A 23,572-nucleotide genomic window follows, 5' to 3' on the forward strand; every position below is an offset into this window, starting at 1 on the left:
CGCTTGCTGGAGGCCCGCGCCGGTATCGCTCCGGCGCGGGCCTTTTCCTGTCATCGAACGTCGAAGGAAGAAGGAGGGACCATCATGCTCCATCTGCTCCTGGGCCGCTCCGGCACCGGGAAGTCCGACCAGCTCCTGGAGCGCATCCGGGAGAGCGGCGGCGCCCGGCCCCAGATCCTCATCGTGCCGGAACAGCACTCCCACGATACGGAGCGCCGGCTCTGCGCCCTGGCCGGGAACCAGGTCTCCCGCTATGCCGAGGTGCTGTCCTTCACCCGTCTGGCCGGACGGGTGTTCTCCGTGTATGGAGGCGTGGCCGCCCCAGCGCTGGATGCCGGCGGCCGCCTCCTGCTCATGTACACCGCCCTCAAGCAGATCGGGGATCGGCTGACGGTCTACCGGAAGCCCTCCCGGCGGCCGGCGTTCCTGTCCGGCCTGCTGGCCACTGTGGATGAGCTCAAGAGCGGTCGGATCTCCTCCAAAGCCCTCTGGGACGCGGGGGAGGAGACCGGCGGCGGAGAAGGGGACAAGCTCCGGGACATCGCTCTGATCTTCGGGGCCTACGAGGCCCTGACCGCCCGGCAGGGGGCCGACCCCCGGGACAAGCTGGACCGTCTGGCCACCGCGCTGGAGGGCAGCCGGTGGGCCGAGGGGAAGGACTTCTATCTGGATGGCTTCACGGACTTCACCGTTCAGGAGCGGAAGGTGCTGTCCGTCCTGCTGGATCAGGCGGCCTCCGTCACCGTGGCCCTGACCTGCGACCACCCCGAAGAGACCGAGGGAGGCGTGGGGATCTTCTCCCCGGCCCGCCGGACTGTCCGCCAGCTCCTGCGTCTGGCGGGCGAGGCCCATGTGTCCGCCGATATCCAGGCGCGGACCGGGATGGTCCGGGACCGCCGGCCCGCTCTGGCGGCGGTGGAGGCGGAGCTCTTCGCCGCCCAGCCCGGACCCGCCCGGCTGGAGAGCGGGGGCGTGGCGCTGTTCGAGGCCCGGTCTCCCTATGGCGAGGTAGAGTGGGCCGCGGCGGAGATCCTGCGGCTGGTCCGGGAAGAGGGCCTCCGCTTCCGGGACATCGCCGTCTCCGCCCGGAGCATGGAGACCTACGGCCCCCTGATCGAGACGGTGTTCCCCCGGTATGGCATCCCGGTGTTCCTGGGGCAGATGAGCGATATCCTCCAGAAGCCGGTGCCCGCCCTGATCGCGTCGGCGCTGGACATCGCCGCCGGGAACTACCGCCGGGAGGATGTGCTCCGCTACCTCAAGACCGGCCTGACGCCCCTGACCGACGAGGAGCGGGACTTGTTGGAGAACTATGCCCTCAAATGGGATCTGCGGGGGAGCCGCTGGACGCAGGAAGAGGACTGGACCATGCACCCGGAAGGGTACGGTCAGCGCTGGACCGACGCGGACACGGCGGCGCTGGAGCGGCTCAACGCCCTGCGGCACAAGCTCATCGAGCCGCTGGAGGGCCTGCGGCTGGGCGTGGGCAGGAGCGGACGGGAGCAGACCATGGCCCTCTATCGCTTCCTGGAAGCCATCGATCTGCCTCAGCGGCTCATGGAGCGGCAGACGGCCCTGCGGGAGCGGGGAGCGCCTGCGCTGGCGGAGGAGTACGCCCAGCTCTGGGACATCCTCTGCGACGCGCTGGAGCAGTGCGCCCGGATCTTGGGAGACCTGCCGCTGGAGCGGGAGGAGTTCGCGCGGCTCTTCGCCCTGGTGCTGTCCCAGTACAGCGTGGGCGCGATCCCGGTGTCGCTGGACCGGGTCGGCGCCGGGGAGATGCCCCGGCTGGCCCATAAGCCCTGCCGGGCCCTGTTCCTGCTGGGGGCCGATGACGGCGCGATCCCCCAGGCCGCGCCCTCGCCGGGCCTGCTGACCGACGACGACCGGAGCCTGCTGGCCTCCTACGGCATGGAGCTGGCGCCCAGTCTGCCCGACAAGCTGGACCGGGAGATGACCATCGTGTATGAGACGGTGTGCCTCCCCACGGACCTACTGTCCGTGAGCTGGTCCGCTACCGGGGCCGGGGGCGAGGAGCATCGGCCCTCTTTTCTGGTGGGCCGCCTGCGGGGGCTCTTCCCCGGCCTTGCCCTCAAGAGGGAGAGCGGGGAGGGGGACGGCTTCCGCCTCTGCGCGCGCAAGCCCGCTCTGGAGCTGGCGGGCCGCCGCCCGGAGGTCCGGGAGGCCCTGCGGTCTCTGCCGGACTGCGCGCCCATGATCGAGCGGATGGAACGGGCCGCCCATATGGAGCGGGGACGGCTCTCGCCCCCGGCGGTGGCCGCCCTCTACGGATCCAGCGTGCCGATGTCGGCCTCCCGGATGGACAAGTTCGAGTCCTGTCACTTCTCCTATTTCATGCAGTACGGCCTGAAGGCCAAGGCCCGGAAGCCCGCCGGGTTCCAGGCCCCGGAGTACGGCACGTTCGTCCACTATGTGCTGGAGCACGTCCTGCGGACGCTGACGAAGGACGGGGAGGAGCCCGTCCCCCGAGATCTGGACGCCGAGCCCCTCCGGGCCCTGACCAAGACTCAGGTGGACCGGTATGTGGAGGAGGAGCTGGGCGGCCTGGAGCGGGAGACGCCCCGGTTCCGCTATCTCTTCCGCCGTCTGCTCAAGTCGGTGTACGCGGTGGTCGACAACGTGGTGGACGAGTTGTCCCGTTCTGATTTCCAGCCCATCGACTTCGAGCTGGGCTTCGGAAGGGGGAAGGACCTGCCGCCGGTGCAGATCCGGGCCGGCGGCATCACCGTCAGCGTCTCCGGCTTCGTGGACCGGGTGGACGGCTGGGTGGAGGGCGACAAGCTCTATCTCCGGGTGGTGGACTACAAGACCGGCCGGAAGTCCTTCGACCTGACCGATATCTGGAACGGCATGGGCCTCCAGATGCTCCTCTACCTTTTCACGCTGAAGGACGAGGGGCGGGAGCGGTACGGCCGTGCTATCGTCCCGGCGGGGGTGTTCTACCTCCCGGCCCGGGATGCGGTGCTGGCCGGGAGCCGGTCCATGTCGGAGCAGGAGCGCCGGAAGGCGCTGGACAAGGAGCTGGCGCGGAGGGGGCTGATCCTGGACGAGCCCGACGTGCTCTCCGCCATGGAGCACGCCGGACCGGAGGGCATCCGCTTCCTGCCGGTGAAGGTCTCCGCCAAGACGGGGGCCATCAGCGGGGATGCTCTGGTCTCTGCCGAGCGGCTGGGCCGTCTGGAGCGGCACATCGGCGGCATCCTCCGGGAGATCGCCCAGGAGATCGCCGCCGGCAACATCGCCGCGGATCCCTTCTGGCGGGGGCCGGAGCACAACGCCTGCCAGTGGTGCGACTACGCCGCCGCCTGCCACTTCGAGGAGGGGAGGGGCGGCGACCATGCCCGCTATCTCCCCACCGTGAAGGGGGAGGATTTTTGGAGGAGCCTGGACCGGGCGTCCGGGCATCCAGAGACGAGAGAGGAGGGACCCGGATGGGCTTCGCGCTGACGGAACAACAGCAGGCCGTGGTGGATGACCGGGGCGGGACCCTGCTGGTCTCCGCCGCCGCCGGCTCCGGCAAGACCCGGGTGCTGGTGGAACGCCTGTTGGACCGGGTGGAGCGGGAAGGGCTGGACGTGGACCGCTTCCTGGTCATCACCTATACGAAGGCCGCCGCCGCCGAGCTCCGCTCCCGGATCGTGGAGGAGCTGGCGGACCGGCTGGCCGCCCATCCGGAGGACGGACACCTGCGCCGCCAGTCCACGCTGGTCTACAAGGCCCAGATCTCAACGGTCCACGCCTTCTGCGCCCAGCTCCTCCGGGAGCAGGGCTATCTGCTGGATCTGGACCCGGACTTCCGCCTGCTGGACGAGAGCGAGGCGGGCCTGTTGATGCTGGACAGCCTCACGGACCTGCTGGAACAGCGCTATGACGGCCTGGAGGCAGAGGACCCTTTCGCCCGGCTGGTGGACACCATGTCGGCGGGCCGGGACGACAGCCGCCTGATCCAGATCGTGCTGGACATCCGGGGCCGGGTCCAGAGCCATCCCCATCCCGACCGGTGGCTGGACCAGCAGGCGGCGGCCTTCGACCTGACCGGCGCGGCCGAGGCGGGGGAGACCGTCTGGGGGCGGCTCCTGCTGGAGGACGCCGCCTGCCAGGCCCGGTACTGGGCGGGCCAGATGGCCAAGGCCCTGGAGCTGTGCGAGTGCGATGATGTGTTCCAGGGGAACTACGCGCCCAGCCTCTCCGCCACGCTGGACGGCCTGCTCCGCTTCGCCTCCGCCGCGGAGAAGGGCTGGGATGCCGCCCGGGCCCAGCTCCCGATCCCCTTCCCCACGCCGGGGAGGAAAAAGGTCCCCGCTGGTCTGGGGGACACGGAGCTGGTGAAGGATCTGCGCAAGCGGTGCAAGGCCCGGATGGACAAGCTGGCCGAGGGCTTCGCGGATGACAGCGCCGACCTGCTGGAGGACCTGCGGGAGGTCCGCCCCACGGTGGGCGCCCTCTTCACGCTGGTGCGGGACTTCGAGGCGGCCTATGCCGCCGAGAAGAAGCGCCGCGGGGCGTTGGATTTCTCCGACCTGGAGCACCGGGCGGTGGAGCTGCTGGTGCGTCCGGAGGGCGGCCCTACCGAGCTGGCGGAGCAGATCGCCCGCCGGTACGATGAGATCATGGTGGACGAGTATCAGGACACCAACGAGGTCCAGAACGCCATCTTCTCCGCCATCTCCCGGAAGGGGACGAACTTGTTTTTGGTGGGCGATGTGAAGCAGTCGATCTACCGGTTCCGGCTGGCCGACCCGACCATCTTTTTGGAGAAGTACCGGACCTTCCCCTCCTATGAGCGCGAGCGGGAGGGAGAGCCCCGGCGGATCAGCCTGAGCCGCAACTTCCGCTCCCGGGAGGAGGTGTTGGAGGGGGCCAACTTCCTGTTCCGGAACCTGATGTCCACGGAGTTCGGCGAGATGGACTACGGCCCGGAGGAGGCCCTCTATCCCGGCGGCGTGTTCCCCGGCGGGGAGGATACCGCCGTGGAGCTGGACGCTCTGGACCTGTCCGGCGACGATCTGGAAGAGGAGGACCGTCCCCGGGAGGAGCGGGCCGCCAAGCCCGGCAAGGACCTGCTGGAGGCCCGCTTCGCCGCCCGCCGCATCCGGGAACTGCTGGACGGGGGCTTCCGGATCCGCTCCGGGGATGCGGTCCGTCCGGCGGCGCCCTCTGACGTGGTGATCCTGCTCCGGTCCCCGGGCACGGTCCTGCACCACTATGCCAGAGCCCTGGGGGAGCAGAACATCCCCTGGGAGGCCGAGGGGGGCGGAGACTTCTTTGCCTCTACCGAGGTGAGCGTGGCTCTGGCCCTGCTCCAGATCGTGGACAACCCCCGGAAGGACGTGCCGCTGATCTCGGCGCTCCGGTCTCCGGTGTACGGCTTCTCCGCCGACCGGCTGGCCCAGCTCCGGGCGGGCTGTCCCGAGGGGGACATCTTCCAGACGGTCCGGGCCGGGGCCGAGCGGGGGGAGGAGGACTGCGCGGCCTTCCTGTCCGAGCTGGAGGATCTGCGCTTCGGCGCGGCGGACCTGAGCTGTTATCAGCTCCTGTGGCAGATCTACGACCGCTCCGACCTGATGGGCGTGTTCGGGAGCCTGTCCAACGGGGAGGAACGGCAGGCGTCCCTCCTCCTGCTGGCGGAGCTGGCCCGCCGCTTCGAGAGCGCCGGACACAAGGGACTGTATGGCTTCCTGTCCTATTTGGAGCGCCTGCGGGAGAAGGGAGAGCGGATCGCCGCCCCGGACCCGGGCCGGGAGGGCGGAGGCGTGCGCGTCCTGTCCATCCACCGCTCCAAGGGACTGGAGTTCCCCATCGTCCTCCTGTGCGGCCTGAGCCGCCGCCTGAACCGGGAGGATATGCAGAGGCCCATCCTGTTCCACCCCAAGCTGGGCGTGGGCCCCAAGCGGCTGGACTTGGGACGGATGATCGAATATCCCACCCTGGCCCGCCGGGCAGTGGCCCGCCAGCTGGATCGGGAGATGATGGCGGAGGAGCTCCGGCTCCTCTATGTGGCCGTGACACGGGCCAAGGACAAGCTGATCCTGTCCGTGGCCCTCACCGGGGGCGGGAAGGACATCGCCAAGCTGGCCCCGGACGCGGCCTGTCCGGCGGAGCCTCAGGCCCTGGCGGCCTGTTCGTCTGTGGGACAGTGGGTGCTCCTGCCGGTGCTGTGCCGGCCGGAGGCCGCTCCCCTCCGGGACGCGGGAGCCGTAGATGTGCCTCTTCCGGTGTGCCCCATGGGGCCCAAGTGGGACATCCGCTGGGTCCCCGGCGGACCATTGACGAAGGCCGCCGGACGGATCGGCATGGGCGTGTCCACCCCGGATGCGGCTCCGGCGGACCCGGACCCGGATCTGCTGGCCCGCTTGACTTGGACCTATCCCCAGGCGGCGGACGTGGAGCTGCCCTCCAAGCTGACCGCCACCCAGCTCAAGGGCCGGGAGCTGGACCGTGAGGCGGCGGAGGGGGCCGGACCGGACCGGGACGCCCCGGCGGCGGATCGTCTCCGCCCGATCCGCCGACCCCGCTTTGCGGAGGAGGAGTTCGGCCTGACGGCGGCCCAGAAGGGCACCGCCCTCCATCTGGTGATGCAGTATATCGACTTCGACAAGACCGCCTCCCCGGCTCAGGTGGGCCGGGAGATCCAGCGCCTGGTGCGGGAGCAGTTCCTGACCCCGGAGCAGGGCGAGGCGGTGGCCCCGGAGCGGATCGCGGCCTTCTTCGCCTCCCCGCTGGGGAAAGCGGTGCGGTCCGCGCCCTCCCTGCGGCGGGAATTCAAGTTCTCTATCCTGGTCCCGGCGGCGGACTTTTGGCCCCAGGCCGGGGAGGGAGAGCGGGTGCTCCTCCAGGGCGTGGTGGACTGCTTCTTCGACGGGCCGGAGGGCCTGACCGTGGTGGACTTCAAGACCGACCGGGTGAAGGGAGACGCCCTCCTCCGCCGGGCGGAGGAGTACCGCCCCCAGCTGGCCGCCTACGGCCGGGCGCTGGAGGAGATCTGCGGCCGTCCGGCGGCCCGCCGGGTGCTCTGGTTCTTTTCCGAGGACCGGGCGGTCGAGGTGTGACGGGAACGGCCCCATAGACCCATATCCTTAGCAAAGAAAGCGAGAGAACGAAAACATGATCAGTCTGCTGCTGATGAAACAGATCGGAGAGCTCTTCCTGATGATCTTGCTGGGCTTCGTCCTGGTGCGGGCGGGGCTCCTCCGGTCGGAGGACAGCAAGCCCCTTTCGGTGGTGGTCCTCTATCTGGTGTCCCCCTGCATGATGCTCAACGCCTTCCAGATCGAAAAGACGGAGGAGCTGGTCCACGGACTGCTGCTGTCCCTGCTGGCGGCGGTGTCCATCCATATCCTGCTCTTCCTGCTCATCACTGTGTTCGGGAAGGTGCTGAAGCTCACGGTGGTGGAACAGGCCTCGGTGATGTACTCCAACGCGGGCAACCTCATCATCCCGCTGGTCACCGCCATCCTGGGCAGCCAGTGGGTGGTGTTCACCAGCGTGTTCCTGGCGATCCAGGTGCCCCTGCTGTGGACCCACTGCCGCTCCCTCCTGAGCGGGGAGCGGAGCGCCTCGGTGAGGGACATCGTCCTCAACCCCAACATCCTGGCCACGGCAGGCGGCGCGGTGCTCTTCCTGCTGGGCGTGCGCCTTCCGGCCTTCCTGACCGAGCCCATGAGCTCCATGGGAAGCATGATCGGTCCTCTGAGCATGCTGGTGGCCGGGATGCTGATCGGCGGCATGGACATGAAGAAGGTGCTGTCCTTCCGGGGCATCTGGAAGATGTCGGCCCTGCGCCTGATCGTAGTGCCCCTTGTGTTGGCGCTCCTGCTGAAGTACAGCGGTCTGGCACATATGGCCGCCAACGGGACCACCATCCTGATGGTGAGTCTGCTGGCCGCCGCTACCCCCTCTGCCGCCACGGTGATGCAGATGTCCCAGATCTTCGACCGGGACGCGGAGTATGCAAGCGCCATCTATGTAGTGACCACCCTCCTGTGTATCGTCACCATGCCGGTCATCATCTGGGTCTATCAGGTATGAGCCTCCGGTCCCGGGCCTCCCAGCGCCGGAGGATGTCCAGCCCCTCCGGCGTCAGCAGGAGGAGGGCGGTCAGGACGGGCAGGGCCATGAGCCCGTTGAAGAGGTCCGCGGCCTGCCACACGGCGGACACGTCCCCGACGCTCCCCAGCACGATGGCGGCCAGGAACAGCGCCCGATAGCCGGCCTTTTTTCGAGAGCCCTCTCCCGCCAGGTGGGAGAGGGCTCTCTCGCCGTAATAGCTCCAGCCCAGCAGGGAGGTGAAGGCGAAGAGGAGGAGGCATACCGATACCAGCGGCCCGCCCCAGTCCCCCAGTGCCGTGGAGAAGGCGGCAGCGGACAGAGGGGCTCCCAGCATCGCCCCGGTGACGGTCCCGGATCGGATGGCCGCCTGAGCGGCGGCGGGATCGTAGACGCCGGAGGTGAGGACCGCCAGAGCGGTGACGGAGCAGATGACCAGCGTGGCGAAGCCCGTCTCGAAGATGCCCCAGAGGCCCTCGGAGGCCGGATCGTCGGTCTGGGCAGCAGCATGGGCGATGGCGGAGGAGCCCATCCCCGCCTCGTTGGTGAACACGCCCCGGGCCACCCCGTACCGCAGGGCGGCGGCCATGCCGTATCCCCCGGCGGCCTCCGGAGAGAGGGCGCAGGCGGCGATCTGCCTCAGAGCGCTTGGAAGGGCGGCGGCGTGGACGGCGATCGTGAACCCCCCGGCCCCCAAAAAGAGGAGGGCCATCAGGGGGACCAGCCGTTCGCTGACCCGTCCGATCCGGCCGACGCCTCCAAAGATGACCAGACTGCAGGCCAGGGCGGTGGACAGCCCGACCGCCAGCGGGTCCCAGCCGAAGGTGTCCTGGAGGGACGCGGCGATGGAGTTGGCCTGTACCAGGCTCCCGCCCCCCAGAGAGGCACACAGGCAGGCCAGGGAGAAGAAGCGGGCCATCCGCTTGAGGCCCAGGCCCCGCTGGATGAAGCACATGGGGCCACCCTGCCAGCCGCCGCCGGGGGCGGGCTCATGGAAGCGGACGGCCAGGGCCTTCTCGGCGAAGCTGGTCATCATGCCAAGCAGGGCGGAGATCCACATCCAGAACACCGCCCCCGGACCGCCCCAGAAGATGGCGGCGGCCACCCCGGCGATGCTCCCGGTGCCGATGGTGGAGGCCAGGGCGGTGGACAGGGCCTGGAGCTGGGTGAGCCCGCCTGCCGCGGACCGCTCCCGGCGGAAGAGCTGTCCCGCCGTGGCCCGGAGCCAGCGCGGGAGGGCGAAGAGCTGGAAGAACCCGGAAGCGCAGGACCACCATAGGCCGGTGAAGAGGAACAGCCCCAGGAGCCACGGGTCCCAGAGCGCGTCGCTGAGCTTGGCGAGGATGGACATGGCACACCTCCTGACGAGGGGCCGGACGGCCCCCTCCCAAGACCCATATGCGCCGTCTTTGGGCCTCATTCCCCGGCCCGGTCAAAGTGGAACGAAAAAAATTTGAAAAAACAGTTGCAATTTGCGGGAGATAGTGATAATATATCAGTTGCGTTTATGACGACTGATCCCCTGGGAGAAAGAGGTGAACATAAATGAAGGAAGGCATCCATCCTAATTACGAGCAGACCACTATCAAGTGCGCCTGTGGCAACGTGATCGAGACCGGCTCCACCAAGAAGGACATCAAGGTGGAAGTTTGCTCCAAGTGTCACCCCTTCTTCACCGGCAAGCAGAAGATGGTGGATACTGGCGGACGTGTCAGCCGCTTCAACAAGAAGTTTGGTCTGGAGCAGAAGTAAGTTCCCAATGAAAGCCCGTACCGGTCCCGGTACGGGTTTTTCTGTATCTCCACCATCCCACACCCATCCGTGAAAGAGGAGGCATACCATGTTCCAGAAGATCTGTCCCGCGGAGATCGACGACAACCTGTTCCATCTGCTCAACGACCAGTGGATGCTGGTCACGGCCGGTACGCCGGACCACTGCAACACCATGACCGCATCCTGGGGCGGCCTGGGGGTGCTGTGGCGCCGGGATGTGGCCATGTGCGTGGTCCGGCCTCAGCGCTATACCTTGAAATTCATGGACGAGTCGGACTACTTCACCCTGTCCTTCTTCGGCGACGGGAAGTATCGGAAGGAGCTCCAGCTCTGCGGCACCAAGAGCGGCCGGGACATGGACAAGATCGCCGCCTGCGGCTTCACCGTGGCGGCCGGCGCGGGGAACGCCCCCTATTTCCAGGAGGCGGAGCTGGTCATCGTCTGTCGGAAGCTGTACTGGCAGGATCTGGACCCCAGCCATTTCACCGATCCCGGCGTGCTGGACCAGTGCTACCCGGAGAAGGACTATCATCGGATGTATGTGGGCGAGATCGCGGAAGTCTTGAAGAAGCGGGACTGATCCGCCCCATGGACAGGAAAGGACCTGAGGAGGCCGTATGAGCGAACCGAACACCAGAGAGATCGACCGGGCGGTATTGGTGGGCCTGTCCGCCCACTGCCTCACCGCCGAGGAGAACGCGGACGAGCGCACCATGGAAGAGCTGGCCGCCCTGCTGGAGACGGCAGGGGGCGTCTGCGTGGGCACCGTCCTCCAGAACAAGGACACGCCTGACCCCCGCACCTTCATCGGCGAGGGCAAGGTAGAGGAGGTCCGGGCCCTGGTGGAGGCCACAGGGGCCGGCATGGTCATCTTCGACAATGCCCTCTCGCCCTCCCAGCAGAGGGTGCTCTCCGAGGAGCTGAAGGTGAGCGTGCTGGACCGGTCCGCCCTGATCCTGGACATCTTTGCCCAGCGGGCCCGTACTCGGGAGGGGCGGCTCCAGGTGGAGCTGGCCCAGTACCAGTACCTGTTGCCCCGTCTGACGGGCATGTGGGGCCATCTGGTGCGCCAGACCGCCTCCGGCGGAAGATCTCCCATCGGTACCCGCGGCCCCGGCGAGACCCAGCTGGAGACCGACCGCCGCCACATCCGGCGGAAGATCTCCAAGCTCAAGGAGGAGCTGGAGGAGGTCCGGCGGGTCCGGGGCGTCCAGCGGGAGCGCCGGATCAAGAACGAGGTGCCGGTGGTGGCCATCGTGGGCTACACCAACGCGGGCAAATCCACCCTCCTCAACAAGCTGACCGGAGCGGACATCCCCGCCAACAACAGGCTGTTCGACACTCTGGACACCACCACCCGGACCCTGGAGATCTCAGACACCTGCACGGTGCTGATCTCCGACACGGTGGGCTTCATCTCCAAGCTGCCCCACCATCTGGTGGAGGCCTTCAAGGCCACGCTGGAGGAGCTGAGCTATGCGGATCTGCTGCTCCATGTGATCGACGCCTCGGATCCCCAGTGGCGGGAGCAGAGCGCCGTGGTGGAGAAGCTGATCCGGGAGCTGGGGGCCTCAGAGACGCCCCGCATCGACGTGTTCAACAAGTTGGACCGGTACACGGGGGACATCGTGCCCCACGGGGCGGACATGGTGTCCATCTCCGCCCGGACCGGCCAGGGCCTGGACCGGCTCCTGGAGATGATCGGAGAGCGGCTGGACACCGGCGCCTGCCGGGTGGTGCTCCATCTGCCCTACGACCAGGGCGGCCTGCTGGATGCCCTGTACCGGGACGCCAAGGTGGAGCGGGTGGAGTACGCCGACACCATCGAGGTGACGGCGGTGCTGACCCCCATCCTGCTGGGGCGGATGCAGGACTATATCGTGGAGGGCTGGACGCCCCCCAAGGAACCCTGGGAGGACTGAGACCATGGAGCTGGAGACCGAGCGCCTGATCCTGCGGCCCTTCCGGCCGGAGGACGCGATGGACCTCTACGCCTATGCCAAGGACCCACGGGTGGGCCCGCCCGCCGGCTGGCGTCCCCATAGGAGCGTGGAGGAGAGCCGGGAGATCATCGAGACGGTGTTCTCCGCGCCCGGCGTGTTCGCCGTGGTGCCGAAGGAGCTGGGCCGGGCGGTGGGCTCCGCCGGATTCACCGGCCGCCACCGGAAGGAGGCCCGGGGGGCCGACGACGAGATCGGCTACTCCCTCAGCCCCGCCTGGTGGGGGAGAGGACTGATCCCGGAGGCGGTGGAGGCCCTGCTCCGCTATGGCTTCCGGGACATGGGCCTGGACACCATCTGGTGTGAGCACTACGACGGCAACCGGAAGTCCAAGCGGGTGATCCGCAAGTGCGGCTTCCGCTTCCGGTTCCTGCGGATGCAGCGTGTGCCGGACTTCGGCGGCGAGCCCCGCCTGAGCCTGATCTGGTCTATGGACCGCCGGGACTGGGAGGCCCGCCAGCCGCGGGCCGGAGAGGAGGAGCGTCTATGACCGAATATCTCATCCCCACCGGGGCCGCGGAGACCGAGTTCACGGAGAAGCGCTCCCGCTTCATCGGCCATGTCTGGCGGGTGGAGAGCGAGGAGGCCGCCCGGGCCTGCATCGACGCCATGAAGAAGCGCTATCACGATGCCCGGCACAACTGCTGGTGCTATCTGGTCCGGGAGGGCGGCATCGTCCGCTATTCCGACGACGGCGAGCCCCAGGGCACCGCCGGACAGCCCATGCTGGGCGTGTTCCAGAAGGAAGAGGTCACCAACGTCTGCTGTGTGGTGACCCGGTACTTCGGCGGGATCCTGCTGGGGGCCGGCGGACTGGTGCGGGCCTATACCCGCTCCGCCAAGGACGCTCTGGACGCCGCGGGGATCTCCGTGGTGCGCCGCTGGGTGGATGTAGCGGTGCCCTGCCCCTACTCCTTCTTCGAGCGGATGAAGCTGGAGGTGGAGAGCTTCGGCGGCGTGCTGGGGGAGACCGAGTACGGCGCGGAGGTGGTGGTCCACGCCCTCCTGCCGGAGGGCTCCGTGGAGGAGTTCCGGAGCCGGGTCACAGAGCTGACCGCCGGCGGTTCCGCCGCCCAGGTGGTGGGCGAGACCTTCAAGGACGTGCCTGTCCGCTGAAAAAAGAAAAAATTTTCGCCGGGAAGCAGGGATCCTGGGAGAAAAAGCGTATATAGACATAGAGCGTGTTTTGCGTCCCAGGGAGGTGGAGGTCCATGACCGTACGGGAACAGACGGAGCAGTGGGAGCGGCAGAGCCTGTCGCCCTATGCCTGCCGCGCCGCGGAGAGCCGAGGGCGCGCCCGCCCGTTGGAGCCCTGTCCCATGCGGACCTGCTTCCAGCGGGACGCGGACCGGATCGTCCACGCCAAGGCCTTCCGGCGGCTCATGCACAAGACGCAGGTGTTCCTGGCCCCGGAGGGGGACCATTACCGGACCCGCATGACCCATACCCTAGAGGTGGCCCGGATCGCCCGGACGATCGCCCGGGGCCTGCGGCTCAACGAGGACCTGACGGAGGCGGCGGCCCTGGGCCACGACCTGGGGCACACTCCCTTCGGTCATGCCGGGGAGCAGGTGCTGGATGAGATCATGCCCGGCGGCTTCGAACACAACGTCCAGTCCCTCCGGGTGGTGGACCGCCTGGAGGATGAGGGCGCGGGCCTGGACCTGACGTGGGAGGTCCGCAACGGCATCCTCTGTCACACCGGCGGCGAGCGGGCCGCCACGCTGGAGGGACGGATCATCCGTCTGGCAGACCAGATCGCCTATATCGAACATGACATCGACGACGCCGTCCGGGCGGGGGTCCTCTATCCCATGGACCTGCCTCTGGCCCTGACCCAGCGGCTGGGATTCTCCCACGGGGAGCGGATCGACACGCTGGTGTCCGATGTGATCGGGCAGAGCCGGGACCGGGACGATATCTGTCAGTCAGAAGAGTGCCGGCAGGCGCTGGCCGACCTGCGGAGCTTCATGTTCGGGGCGGTCTATCTCTCACCCACCGCCAAGGCGGAGGAGGGGAAGGCGCAGGACGTGCTCCGCTTCCTCTTCGAGCGCTACCGGAAGGACCCGGACGCCCTGCCGTCGGAGTTCCAGGACATCCGGGCCAGAGAGGGCGTGGAGCGGGCCGTCTGCGACTACATCGCGGGCATGACGGACAAGTATGCTGTGGAGCGGTTCCGGGAGCTGGCGATCCCCCGGTCCTGGGCCGTGAAATGACAGCGGGGAAGGAGGGGACCATATGGCCATACCAGAGGCGTTCATCGACGAGGTGGTGGCGCGGAACGAGATCTCAGACGTGGTCTCTTCCTACGTCCATCTGACCCGGAAGGGGAACAATATGTGGGGCCTGTGCCCCTTCCACAATGAAAAGACCCCGTCCTTCTCCGTGTCTACGGAAAAGCAGATCTATCACTGCTTCGGCTGCGGCAAGGGGGGCGGCGTGATCTCCTTCATCATGGAGATCGAAAACCTGCCCTTCGTGGAGGCAGTGCGCCTCCTGGCCCAGCGGGCCGGGCTGGAGATGCCGGAGAGCGGAGAGAATGAGGGCTGGCGCCGCCGGAAGGAGCGCCTCCTGACCTTGAACAAGGAAGCCGCCCGGTTCTTCCACGAGACGCTCAAGTCCCCGGCGGGGGCGGCGGGCGCGGCCTATCTGTTCCAGAAGCGGGGGCTGTCCCGGGGCATCGTCACCCGGTTCGGCTTGGGCATGGCGCCGGACCGCTGGGACAGCCTGATCCAGGCCATGGCGGAGAAAGGATACTCCAAGCGGGAGCTCCTGGACGCCGGCCTGGCGGTAGACAACAAGAAGGGGCGGATCTACGACCGGTTCCGGAACCGGGTCATGTTCCCCATCATCGACCTGCGGGGGGAGGTCATCGGCTTCGGCGGCCGGGTGCTGGACGACTCCACGCCCAAGTACCTGAACTCGCCGGACACGGTGATCTACAACAAGAGCCGGAACCTCTTCGCCCTGAACATCGCCAAGAAGTCCAAGCTGGGGCGGATCATCCTGACAGAGGGCTATATGGACACGATCTCCCTCCATCAGGCGGGGTTCGACTGCGCTGTGGCCAGTCTGGGCACCTCTCTGACGCAGGAGCACGCCCAGCTCCTCTCCCGGTACACGAAGGAGGCGGTGATCGCCTACGACGGTGACGGGGCGGGCGTGAAGGCCGCCCAGCGGGCCATCCCGATCTTGGAAAAGACGGGCATCCAGGTGAAGGTCCTCCAGATCCGGGGGGCCAAGGACCCGGACGAATACATCAAGAAATACGGCCGGGAGGCCTTCGCCAAGATGCTCGACCAGAGCGAGAACCACATCGAGTACCGCCTGCGCCAGATCCAGGGGAAGTACGACCTGACGGACGATGCCCAAAAGGTGGAGTTCCTGCGGGAGGCCGCCGCCATGCTGGCCACGCTCCCCAGCCCGGTGGAGCGGGAGATCTACGGCGGACGGGCCGCGGAGGCCGCCGGCGTGACTCCGGCCGCCATGGAGCAGGAGGTCAAGCGGGAGCTCTCCCGCCGCATCCGGCAGGCGAAGAAGCAGCAGGAGCGGCGGGACCTGACGCCCGCCGTCCAGCTCCAGCCCAAGGAGTACGGCATCCGATACCCCAATATGCGCTCCGGACGGGCGGAAGAGGGCGTCCTGCGGCTGATGCTGCTGGAGCCCAGCCTCTTCCGGGAGACCGGGAGCTTGACGGCGGAGCAGTTCTCGGCGCCGCTTCTGGGGCGGATCTATTCGATCCTGCTCCGGCAGTTCCGGGAGGGCCGCACGCCCCAGGCGGCTAGTCTGGCCGGGGACTTGTCCCCAGAGGAGATGAGCTTCCTGAGCGGGATCATGGGGAGGCCGGAGTCGCTGGCCAACAGCCGGCAGGCTCTGCGGGACTACATCAACGTGATACAGACGGAGGCCGTGAAGCGGTCCGGCGCCGGGGACGGCGCGGAGGACCCGCTGTTGACGGCCATGGAAAAATTCAGAGAAAAAAAGGCCTACGGAGGATGAGCACATGAGTGAAAAGAAAATGAACGGGATCAAAAACGCCAAAGCCGCCGCCGCCCCCAGCGAGGAGCAGATCGAGGCCGGCCGCCAGGAGATCATGAAGGTCGTGGAGGGCGTCCCCGGCGCGGAAAAGCTCAGCGAGCTCATCGAGCGGGGCAAGAAGAAGGGCAAGCTCTCCGCCAGCGAGCTCATGGACGTGCTGGAGAACATGAATCTGGAGAGCGACCAGATGGACAAGATCTACGATGCGCTGGAGAACCTGGGCATCGACACGGCGGGGGACGACTACCTGCCCGATCTGACCGAGGATGTGCTCCCCAACGCGGAGGAGTTGGAGGAGATCCCCGAGGAGGAGATCGTGGATCCCAACACGCTGGTGGACGCCTTCAACATCGACGACCCCGTCCGGATGTACCTGAAGGAGATCGGCAAGGTGAACCTGCTGACCCCCGATGAGGAGATCCAGCTGGCGCAGGACATGGGCGCCGGCGACGCCGCGCAGGAACAGTGGGACGAGATCGAGCAGGCCCGGAAGAACGGCGAAGACTACCCCCTGACCAAGGAGGAGGAGACCGCCATCAAGAAGGCCATCCGCCGGGGCAAGGCCGCCAAGCAGCGTCTGGCTGAGGCCAACCTCCGTCTGGTGGTGTCCATCGCCAAGCGGTATGTGGGCCGCGGGATGTTGTTCCTGGATCTGATCCAGGAGGGCAATCTGGGCCTCATCAAGGCCGTGGAGAAGTTCGACTATACCAAGGGCTACAAGTTCTCTACTTACGCCACCTGGTGGATCCGGCAGGCCATCACCCGGGCCATCGCCGACCAGGCCCGCACCATCCGCATCCCCGTCCATATGGTGGAGACCATCAACAAGGTCATCCGCGTCTCCCGCCAGCTCCTTCAGGAGCTGGGCCACGACCCCTCTCCCGAGGAGATCGCCGAGGAGATGAACATGCCCGTGGACAAGGTCCGGGAGATCCTGAAGATCGCCCAGGAGCCCGTCTCTCTGGAGACCCCCATCGGCGAGGAGGAGGACTCCCATCTGGGCGACTTCATCCCCGATGAGGATGCCAGCGAGCCCTCTGAGGCCGCCAGCTTCACCCTGCTGAAGGAGCAGCTGGTGGAGGTGCTGTCCACTTTGACGCCCCGTGAGGAGAAGGTGCTGAAGCTCCGCTTCGGCATCGAGGACGGCCGTACCCGCACGCTGGAAGAGGTGGGCAAGGAGTTCAACGTGACCCGTGAGCGCATCCGCCAGATCGAGGCCAAGGCACTGCGGAAGCTCCGCCATCCCTCCCGCTCCAAGAAGCTGAAGGACTTTTTGAACTGATTTGAAAAAAGTTTGAAGAAAACGGTTGACAAATAGGGAAAGAACAGTTATAATATCCATCGTTGACTCGCCGATGAGCAAGAGCGGCGGGCCGATGGATATGGGGGTATAGCTCAGCTGGGAGAGCGCTTGAATGGCATTCAAGAGGTCAGCGGTTCGATCCCGCTTATCTCCACCAGACCGGAACATCGAAAGATGTTCCGGTTTTTCTATATCCAGATCGCTTTATGAGAAGAGTTATGTACAAACAGCGAGAAGCCCCGTTCGGGGCTCCTCGCTGTTTCCATCGGGATCCAGAAACCACCGGCCCGGCGGTCAGACAGGACGGTCCCCTCAACACGCCCACTGCCATACCTTCATATCCACCTTGCCGTTCGCCTTGAAGCCGACGCCCTCCATCTCCAGCAGACCTCGCTGTTCCGGCCAGCCGGGGGCGGTGCGGCCGCTCTGGTCCACCACCCGATGACAGGGGAAGTCGCCATAGGCGCTGGCCTGCCGCAGGACCCGGCCCACCAGACGGGCGTTCTTCGGCCGGCCGATCAGACGCGCGATCTGTCCGTAGGAGGCTACCCGGCCCTCCGGGATCTCGGACACGGCGGACAGGATCTCATAGCGCAGGTCCTCATCCAGTACCTGGCTCATGGGCGTCCCCTCCGATGGCCCCAGCAGCGGGAACGGCGGCGATGCCGTTTCTTGGAGGAGCCCTTGCAGAGGTGGGGCGTCCGGCACAGGGCGGTCTTGTAATCCCAGACCCGCTCCCGCGTGGCCGCCGGGATGGTCAGACGACCCTGCCAGAGGCCGTCCTCGGGCTGGCTCAGAGTCATGGAGCACAGGAACCGGCCGTGCTCCTCACAGCAGAAGGAGGACAGGTACTCCTGGTCGTTGCCGGGATACCAGGAGGTGATCCAGGACCGCTTCCCACACAGGGGACAGGCCCGGAGCCGGGCCCGGGGGGCGTCCAGCACCTGCATGGGATCGGGGAGCGGACCGATCTTCCGCTGGGGCTGGTCAGGGAAGGGACGGTCGCAGAGCTTCCCCTTCCCGGGAAGCCTGGGAGGCGGCTCCCAGGAAAGGGCCTCATCGGTCAGGAACTGCGCCACCATGGCGGTGTAGACCACATCGGACAGAGCGTCGTGGTAGTCGAAGATGTCCGGGATCCGGCAGTACTCCACCGCCCGCCACAGGGCGATCTGCTGGCCTTCAGCCCCGGCCTGGTGGCTGAACGCCCGCTGCACATCGCAGACCGGACGGAGCGGGGGGATAGGGACGTCCCAGTAGGAACCGTTCTGCTCCAGGGCGTCCAGATCGCCGGGGCCCCAGGCGGCACACTCGGTGTCCCCGCCGCACCAGTCCCGGAAGGCGGCCATGGCGGCGGAGAAGGTGAGCTCAGACTCCAGAGATGCCCGGAGAGAGGGGAGCTTTTTGGCGCCCTTGTCGAACTTTTTGTGGACCACCGGGCGGATGTAGACGTTGAATACGCCGGTGATCGGTCCGCCCAGACGGTCCAGCCGGACCGCGCCGATCTGCAGGATCTCGTCCAGGGGCTTCTGGTCATAGCCCCGATTCCATTCCAGGTCTAATATGATCATCGTATCGGTCCTTTGTCTCGTTCTCGTTCAGCGCCGCTCCAGCTTGGCCCGGAAGGAGATACGGCGGGGAGTCTCCAGATCGTCGAAGCGGATCAGGTGCGCACGCTTGTCCCGGTCCACCTCCAGCACGGTGCCCAGCCCGAACAGGGCGTGCTCCACCCGCTGGCCCACCGGGAGGGCCGGGTCATGCGCCTCCTCGGCCAGCCATTTGCTGTTATGGGCGATGTAGTCCCGGGCGGAGCGGATCAGCCCCTCCTGGGGCTCTCTGGGGAAGGTGAGCAGATCCCGGTCGATGTCCAGCAGGAACCGGGAGGGCCAGCAGGGGGAGCCGTCGAAGCTCCGGCCGTCCGCCTCGGAGAGGAAGAGGCCCTTCTGGGCCCGGGTCATAGCCACGAAGGCCAGACGGCGCTCCTCCTCCATGGCGGGCCGGGTGCGTACCTTCCGGGAGGGGAACACCCCCTCGTTCATGCCGCACAGGAACACATAGGGGAACTCCAGCCCCTTGGCGGCGTGGACGGTCATGAGCTTCACCCTATCGCCAGGCTCGGCCCGGTCCCGATCCGTGAAGAGGGCCACGTGGGAGAGGTAGTGCTCCAGGTCGCTCTCCTCGCCGCAGGAGACCTCGTACTCGTAGACCGACTGCTTCAGCTCCGCCAGGTCGTCCAGACGGGTCTGACTGCCCTCGGTCCGGAGCATCTGCTCGTAGCCGCTCTGGTCCAGGATGGCGGAGAGGACCTCAGAGATGGGCCGGCCCGAACGGCCGGCGGAGAAGCTCTCGATGAGGGAGACGAAGGAACGGGCTTTGGTGCCTTTGAAGAGCGGGTCCTCCAGCGAGTCCCGCAGGGCCTGATAGAGGGTGCAATCCCGCCGCTGGGCCTCCTCCTGGAGGAAAGCCATCCGCCGCCGGCCCAGGTTCCGCTTGGGCACGTTGACGATCCGCCGGAAGGACAGATCGTCCTGATAGACGATCATCCGCAGATAAGACAGGGCGTCCTTGATCTCGGCCCGGTCGAAGAACTGGACCCCGCTGTAGATGGCGTAGGGGAGCTTTTCGTGGAGGAACACCTCCTCCACCGGCCGGGTCACATAATGGGCCCGGTAGAGGATCGTCATGTCCCGGTATGGGACGCCCTGCTCCTCGTGGAGGGCCCGGATCTGCGCATAGATCCATTTGGCCTCGGCCTCCCGGCTCTCCGCGAAGCAGCATACCACCGGCCCGCCGGAGGGGAGGGTGGGACGCAGGTCCTTCTCCATCCGGTCCCGGTTCCGGCGGATCAGGGAGTTGGCCGCCGCCAGGATCTCCGGCGTGGAGCGGTAGTTCTCCATCATCAGGATGGTGCGGACGCGAGGAAAATGCTGGTCGAAGTCCAGCAGATGCCGGATGTCGGCGCCGCGCCAGGTGTAGATCGTCTGGTCCGGGTCGCCTACCACGAACAGGTTCCCATGATAGCCGCAGAGCACCTCCATGAGTTGGTACTGGATGGAGTCGATGTCCTGGAACTCGTCGATCATGATGTACTCCAGCCGCTGCTGCCACTTGCGCTTGATGTCCTCGTGCTGCTGGAAGAGGTACAGGGAGAATTTGAGCAGGTCGTTGTAGTCCAGGCCGAAGCACTTCTTCTCCTGATAGAGATAGCCGTAGAAGATGATATCGGCAGGGGAGGCGGCCTGGTCATACTTGCCCTTGAGGATCTCCAGAGACAGGTCGATCATATCCTTGTAGTACTCCGGCTCCTGGAAGAGCTTCCGGATCTCGATCATGTCCCGGGCGGCGGAGAAGGTCATGTCCCGGAGGCTGAGGCCCCGCTCCTCATAGATGATCTGGAGCATGGCGTCGATGTCCGAGTTGTCCAGCACCAGGAAGCTCTTGGGATACTGCACGGCGTGGCCGTCCTCCTGGAGGATGGAGACACAGAAGCCGTGGAAGGTGTTGATGTAGCCGGTATCGTCATCTCCGGTGAGCGAATGGATCCGCTGGCGCATCTCGTTGGCGGACTTGTTGGTGAAGGTCACGCACAGGATGTTCCCCGGCAGGATGCCCAGCTCCTCCACCAGATAGGCAAAGCGGCGGGTGAGGGCCCGGGTCTTGCCGGAGCCCGCCCCGGCGATGACGCGGACATAGCCCTCGGTCGCCGTGACCGCCGCCCGCTGTGCCTCATTGAGTCCCTCCAACAGATCCATCCGATCCGCTCCTCTCCAAACATACGTTCCCCTTATTATATCAGACGGAGGGCCGGCGCTCAAGAGCGGGGAACGAGAAGAAAAGGTCCCGGAGCGTATGCTCCGGGACCCGCTTGCGCTCAGTGATGTTCCGCAGGGGAGAGGATCACTTCGCCAGCTGCTTGGCGATCTCCTCAGCAAAGTTCTCCTGCTTCTTCTCGATGCCCTCGCCCTTCTCGAAGCGGACGGCGTTCTTGAAGGTGATGGTGCCGCCCAGAGCCTTGGCGCTGGCGGCGATATACTTCTCCACGGACAGGGAGCCGTCCTTCACGAACTCCTGCTGCAGCAGGCAGTTCTCGGAGTAGAACTTGTTCAGCTTGCCCATGACGATCTTCTCGCGGACCTGCTCAGGCTTGGAAGCCATCTTGGGGTCGTTGGCCATCTGGACCATCATGATCTTCTTCTCCTCGTCCAGGACGTCAGCGGTGACCTGGCTCTTGTCCCAGAAGCGGGGGTTCAGAGCGGCGATCTGCATGGCCACGTCCTTGCCCACGGTCTCGACCTGCTCGGCGGAGAGGTCGGTGTCCAGGTCGACCAGCACGCCGATCTTGCCGCCAGCATGGATATAGGGGACGGAAACGCCCTCGGTGAAGAAGGCGAAACGGCGGACCTTGATGTTCTCACCGATGACCAGGACCATCTCCTGCTGCTGCTCGGTGACGGTCAGGTCGGTGCCCACATACTTGCAGGCCATCAGGGCGTCCAGGTCGGCGGGCTTGTTGGCGGCCACGGTAGCGGCCACGCCCTTGACGAAGTCCACGAACTTCTCGTTCTTGGACACGAAGTCGGTCTCAGCGTTGACCTCGACCACCACGCCCATGCCGTCGATGACGGCGGCGTAGGCCATGCCCTCGGCGGCGATGCGGCCGGCCTTCTTCTGGGAAGCGGCCAGGCCCTTCTCGCGCAGGAGCTCGACGGCCTTGTCCATATCGCCCTCGGCCTCGGTCAGGGCCTTCTTGCAGTCCATCATGCCGACGCCGGTCATCTCGCGCAGCTTTTTAACGTCATTAGCAGTGATCGCCATATTAGATTACCTCCAGTTCGTAAATATGAAAGCGTAAAAAAGGAGCGCCCGCCCGCGCGGGCGGGCGCTTCCCGTTCATCCTGTGTGCGGTAGGACGCTGACTTACTCAGCGGCGGCCCCGGACTCCTCAGCGGGAGCGTCCTGGCCCTGCTTGCCCTCCTGGATGGCGTTGGCCATCACGCCGGAGATCAGCTTGATGGCGCGGATGGCGTCATCGTTGCCGGGGATCACATAGTCGATCTCGTCGGGGTCGCAGTTGGTGTCCACGATGGCCACGATGGGGATGTGGAGCTTGCGGGCCTCGTTGATGGCATTGCGCTCCTTGCGGGGATCCACGACGAACAGAGCGCCGGGGAGCTTCTTCATCTCGACGACGCCGCCCAGATACTTCTCCAGCTTGGCGATTTCGCCCAGATGCTTCATGACTTCCTTCTTGGGCAGCATATCGAAGGTGCCGTCCTCCTGCATCTTCTTCAGCTGGTTCAGACGGTCCACGCGGCCGCGCATGGTCTTGAAGTTGGTGAGCATGCCGCCCAGCCAGCGGGCGTTGACATAGTACATGCCGCAGCGGGTGGCCTCTTCCTTGATGGCCTCCTGGGCCTGCTTCTTGGTGCCGACGAACAGCAGGGTCTGGCCGGACTCGCCCAGAGAACGGACGAAGTTATAGGCCTCCTCCAGCTTCTTCACGGTCTTCTGCAGGTCGATGATATAGATGCCGTTGCGCTCGGTGTAGATGTAGGTGGCCATCTTGGGGTTCCACCGACGGGTCTGGTGACCGAAGTGGACACCGGCCTCCAAAAGCTGCTTCATAGAAACGACTGCCATGATCAATTTCCTCCTTTTGTTGTTGCCTCCACCCGCCTCATCTCCACTGCCCACCCTCGTGGGGCACCGGACATCAGATCGGCAGGTGTGCGTGATCATACCCGACTATTATATGATAGCTTTCCCGGAAATGCAAGCATTATTTTATGGATCCGGCTCTTTCGGCTTCGGCGGGAGCGGCCAGCCATCGGCGTCCAGCCGGATCTGGAGCCACAGCCGCCCTTCCAGACAGACCGGCTCCATGAGGCAGAAGAGGGGCGTCAGCGGGAGGGGACGGCCGGGCAGGAAGGGGAGCGCGGTCAGCCTGCCCCCGGCGCCGTCCCGGCAGACCGAGCCGGAGACACCGGAGGCCGCCGCCCGGAGCACCGGGTCCCGGAAGCACATGGACAGATCGCGCACGGAAGCCCATCCCGCCGGGACGGTGTGGGAGAGGCCGCGCTCCGGCCCGGAAGGACCGGCCTGGAAGGCCAGGACCGCCTCCCCGCCCGCGGGCGGCCAGAGGCCCTGCCGCTCCAGCTCGGACCGGGCCAAGTCCCGCCGGAGGACCAGCGCCCCGTCCTCGGGCAGGAAAGTCCCCAGCAGGAGCCGCCGGCCCTCTGGGCCGAGGAGCCAGCCCTTCCAGAGCCCCTGCCGGTCTTCCGGCCGCCGGGCCGCGATCCGCACCCGGCCGTCATGCTCCCGGAGGGACAGCTCACCGCCTCCGATGAGGGGGAAACTCCGGTCCATGCGCGACACCTCCTCGATATCATCCCGG

18 protein-coding genes and 1 tRNA gene are annotated in these 23,572 nt (G+C 66.5%); 12 read left to right on the top strand and 7 right to left on the bottom strand.

Annotation, left to right across the window (positions count from 1 at the left end; genetic code table 11):
* Nucleotides 1-84: 84 nt before the first annotated feature.
* The 3 genes from KQI12_RS03100 to KQI12_RS03110 all read left to right on the top strand — a co-directional run bounded on the left by KQI12_RS03100 (nucleotide 85) and on the right by KQI12_RS03110 (nucleotide 8,049).
* A complete protein-coding gene (locus tag KQI12_RS03100) occupies nucleotides 85-3,468 on the top strand; it encodes a PD-(D/E)XK nuclease family protein (RefSeq protein WP_216570507.1) in 3,384 nt (1,127 codons plus the stop codon).
* The gene (gene addA, locus KQI12_RS03105; RefSeq protein WP_216570509.1) at nucleotides 3,453-7,070 is read left to right on the top strand and encodes a helicase-exonuclease AddAB subunit AddA; all 3,618 of its coding nucleotides are present in this window, start codon (nucleotides 3,453-3,455) and stop codon (nucleotides 7,068-7,070) included. The genes KQI12_RS03100 and addA overlap by 16 nt, the downstream gene beginning before the upstream one ends.
* Nucleotides 7,071-7,143: 73 nt before the next feature.
* Entirely contained in the window at nucleotides 7,144-8,049 is a 906-nt protein-coding gene (locus KQI12_RS03110) for an AEC family transporter (RefSeq protein WP_253290783.1), read from the top strand.
* Here the strand turns inward: KQI12_RS03110 and KQI12_RS03115 are convergent.
* The gene (locus KQI12_RS03115; RefSeq protein ID WP_216570512.1) at nucleotides 8,027-9,418 is read right to left on the bottom strand and encodes a sodium:alanine symporter family protein; all 1,392 of its coding nucleotides are present in this window, start codon (nucleotides 9,416-9,418) and stop codon (nucleotides 8,027-8,029) included. The genes KQI12_RS03110 and KQI12_RS03115 overlap by 23 nt on opposite strands.
* A 194-nt stretch (nucleotides 9,419-9,612) precedes the next feature.
* Here KQI12_RS03115 and rpmE point away from each other — a divergent pair, with 194 nt between their 5' ends.
* The 9 genes from rpmE to KQI12_RS03160 all read left to right on the top strand — a co-directional run bounded on the left by rpmE (nucleotide 9,613) and on the right by KQI12_RS03160 (nucleotide 17,338).
* Nucleotides 9,613-9,819 carry a 50S ribosomal protein L31 gene (gene rpmE, locus KQI12_RS03120; protein ID WP_216570514.1) on the top strand — a complete coding sequence of 69 codons (207 nt, stop codon included), beginning with the start codon at nucleotides 9,613-9,615 and terminating at the stop codon, nucleotides 9,817-9,819.
* An 88-nt stretch (nucleotides 9,820-9,907) separates the two neighbouring features.
* Entirely contained in the window at nucleotides 9,908-10,420 is a 513-nt protein-coding gene (locus KQI12_RS03125; protein WP_216570516.1) for a flavin reductase family protein, read from the top strand.
* A 37-nt stretch (nucleotides 10,421-10,457) separates the two neighbouring features.
* A complete protein-coding gene (hflX, locus tag KQI12_RS03130; protein ID WP_216570518.1) occupies nucleotides 10,458-11,762 on the top strand; it encodes a GTPase HflX in 1,305 nt (434 codons plus the stop codon).
* A 4-nt stretch (nucleotides 11,763-11,766) separates the two neighbouring features.
* A complete protein-coding gene (locus KQI12_RS03135; protein WP_216570520.1) occupies nucleotides 11,767-12,330 on the top strand; it encodes a GNAT family N-acetyltransferase in 564 nt (187 codons plus the stop codon).
* Nucleotides 12,327-12,956, top strand: a complete 630-nt coding sequence (locus tag KQI12_RS03140) for a YigZ family protein (RefSeq protein ID WP_216570522.1) — start codon at nucleotides 12,327-12,329, stop codon at nucleotides 12,954-12,956. Before KQI12_RS03135 ends, KQI12_RS03140 begins: the two co-directional genes overlap by 4 nt.
* A 95-nt stretch (nucleotides 12,957-13,051) precedes the next feature.
* Nucleotides 13,052-14,056 (top strand): deoxyguanosinetriphosphate triphosphohydrolase, encoded by a 1,005-nt coding sequence (locus tag KQI12_RS03145; protein WP_216570524.1) that lies wholly within the window; start codon nucleotides 13,052-13,054, stop codon nucleotides 14,054-14,056.
* A gap of 22 nt (nucleotides 14,057-14,078) precedes the next feature.
* Complete coding sequence (gene dnaG / locus KQI12_RS03150; protein ID WP_216570526.1) at nucleotides 14,079-15,839, top strand: DNA primase; 1,761 nt, start codon at nucleotides 14,079-14,081, stop codon at nucleotides 15,837-15,839.
* A 4-nt stretch (nucleotides 15,840-15,843) separates the two neighbouring features.
* Entirely contained in the window at nucleotides 15,844-17,160 is a 1,317-nt protein-coding gene (rpoD, locus tag KQI12_RS03155; protein ID WP_371817942.1) for an RNA polymerase sigma factor RpoD, read from the top strand.
* A 102-nt stretch (nucleotides 17,161-17,262) separates the two neighbouring features.
* Nucleotides 17,263-17,338 (top strand) — tRNA-Ala (locus tag KQI12_RS03160).
* A 155-nt stretch (nucleotides 17,339-17,493) separates the two neighbouring features.
* On the opposite strand, the gene KQI12_RS03165 is transcribed toward KQI12_RS03160, so the two are convergent.
* The 6 genes from KQI12_RS03165 to KQI12_RS03190 all read right to left on the bottom strand — a co-directional run bounded on the left by KQI12_RS03165 (nucleotide 17,494) and on the right by KQI12_RS03190 (nucleotide 23,544).
* Nucleotides 17,494-17,802, bottom strand: coding sequence for an MGMT family protein (locus KQI12_RS03165; RefSeq protein WP_216570528.1), 309 nt, complete (start codon nucleotides 17,800-17,802; stop codon nucleotides 17,494-17,496).
* A complete protein-coding gene (locus KQI12_RS03170) occupies nucleotides 17,799-18,749 on the bottom strand; it encodes a 3'-5' exonuclease (protein ID WP_216570530.1) in 951 nt (316 codons plus the stop codon). Before KQI12_RS03170 ends, KQI12_RS03165 begins: the two co-directional genes overlap by 4 nt.
* Before the next feature lie 27 nt (nucleotides 18,750-18,776).
* Nucleotides 18,777-20,930: an ATP-dependent helicase gene (locus KQI12_RS03175; protein WP_216570532.1), complete on the bottom strand. Its 2,154-nt coding sequence runs from the start codon at nucleotides 20,928-20,930 to the stop codon at nucleotides 18,777-18,779.
* A 145-nt stretch (nucleotides 20,931-21,075) separates the two neighbouring features.
* Nucleotides 21,076-21,993, bottom strand: a complete 918-nt coding sequence (gene tsf, locus KQI12_RS03180) for a translation elongation factor Ts (RefSeq protein ID WP_216570534.1) — start codon at nucleotides 21,991-21,993, stop codon at nucleotides 21,076-21,078.
* Nucleotides 21,994-22,095: 102 nt separating this feature from the next.
* Nucleotides 22,096-22,818, bottom strand: coding sequence for a 30S ribosomal protein S2 (gene rpsB / locus KQI12_RS03185; RefSeq protein WP_216570535.1), 723 nt, complete (start codon nucleotides 22,816-22,818; stop codon nucleotides 22,096-22,098).
* Between the two features lie 144 nt (nucleotides 22,819-22,962).
* Nucleotides 22,963-23,544, bottom strand: coding sequence for a hypothetical protein (locus tag KQI12_RS03190; RefSeq protein WP_216570536.1), 582 nt, complete (start codon nucleotides 23,542-23,544; stop codon nucleotides 22,963-22,965).
* Nucleotides 23,545-23,572: the final 28 nt, after the last annotated feature.

The sequence above is a fragment of the Pseudoflavonifractor sp. MSJ-37 genome (genome assembly GCF_018917965.1).
Taxonomy (GTDB): Bacteria; Bacillota; Clostridia; order Oscillospirales; family Oscillospiraceae; genus Pseudoflavonifractor_A.